Raw genomic sequence first — 1,089 nt, forward strand, 5'->3', positions numbered from 1 at the left:
ACCAGCGTACGGCCCACAGAATGATGTCACGCTGAAAATGCCGGCCTTTGAATGGGTTCATGTGCAGCTCCATCAGCAAAAGGGGATGATAAGTTTATCACCACCGACTATTTGCAACAGTGCCGCCGATATGATCCAACTGATAAAGGAATTTGACGCTCAGGGCGTGGCAGTCCGGTTCATTGATGACGGGATCAGTACCGACGGTGATATGGGGCAAATGGTGGTCACCATCCTGTCGGCTGTGGCACAGGCTGAACGCCGGAGGATCCTAGAACGCACGAATGAGGGCCGACAGGAAGCAAAGCTGAAAGGAATCAAATTTGGCCGCAGGCGTACCGTGGACAGGAACGTCGTGCTGACGCTTCATCAGAAGGGCACTGGTGCAACGGAAATTGCTCATCAGCTCAGTATTGCCCGCTCCACGGTTTATAAAATTCTTGAAGACGAAAGGGCCTCGTGATACGCCTATTTTTATAGGTTAATGTCATGATAATAATGGTTTCTTAGACGTCAGGTGGCACTTTTCGGGGAAATGTGCGCGGAACCCCTATTTGTTTATTTTTCTAAATACATTCAAATATGTATCCGCTCATGAGACAATAACCCTGGTAAATGCTTCAATAATATTGAAAAAGGAAGAGTATGAGTATTCAACATTTTCGTGTCGCCCTTATTCCCTTTTTTGCGGCATTTTGCCTTCCTGTTTTTGCTCACCCAGAAACGCTGGTGAAAGTAAAAGATGCTGAAGATCAGTTGGGTGCACGAGTGGGTTACATCGAACTGGATCTCAACAGCGGTAAGATCCTTGAGAGTTTTCGCCCCGAAGAACGTTTTCCAATGATGAGCACTTTTAAAGTTCTGCTATGTGGTGCGGTATTATCCCGTGTTGACGCCGGGCAAGAGCAACTCGGTCGCCGCATACACTATTCTCAGAATGACTTGGTTGAGTACTCACCAGTCACAGAAAAGCATCTTACGGATGGCATGACAGTAAGAGAATTATGCAGTGCTGCCATAACCATGAGTGATAACACTGCTGCCAACTTACTTCTGACAACGATCGGAGGACCGAAGGAGCTAACCGCT

At 47.4% G+C, this 1,089-nt stretch carries 2 protein-coding genes and 1 pseudogene; 2 read left to right on the plus strand and 1 reads right to left on the minus strand.

Annotation, left to right across the window (positions count from 1 at the left end; translation table 11 throughout):
* On the minus strand, positions 1–61 hold a 61-nt coding region (locus tag ACSIPU_RS30320; RefSeq protein ID WP_001549973.1), incomplete at its 3' end, for a hypothetical protein.
* A 63-nt stretch (positions 62–124) separates the two neighbouring features.
* Here ACSIPU_RS30320 and ACSIPU_RS30325 point away from each other — a divergent pair.
* Together ACSIPU_RS30325 and ACSIPU_RS30330 are read left to right on the plus strand one after the other, a co-directional pair.
* Positions 125–463, plus strand: a pseudogene (locus ACSIPU_RS30325) (recombinase family protein); the annotation flags it as partial.
* Positions 464–645: 182 nt separating this feature from the next.
* On the plus strand, positions 646–1,089 hold a 444-nt coding region (locus ACSIPU_RS30330), incomplete at its 3' end, for a serine hydrolase (RefSeq protein ID WP_113755220.1).

This window comes from Klebsiella sp. HN106 (assembly GCF_051209435.1).
In the GTDB taxonomy this organism is placed as follows: domain Bacteria; phylum Pseudomonadota; class Gammaproteobacteria; order Enterobacterales; family Enterobacteriaceae; genus Klebsiella; species Klebsiella oxytoca.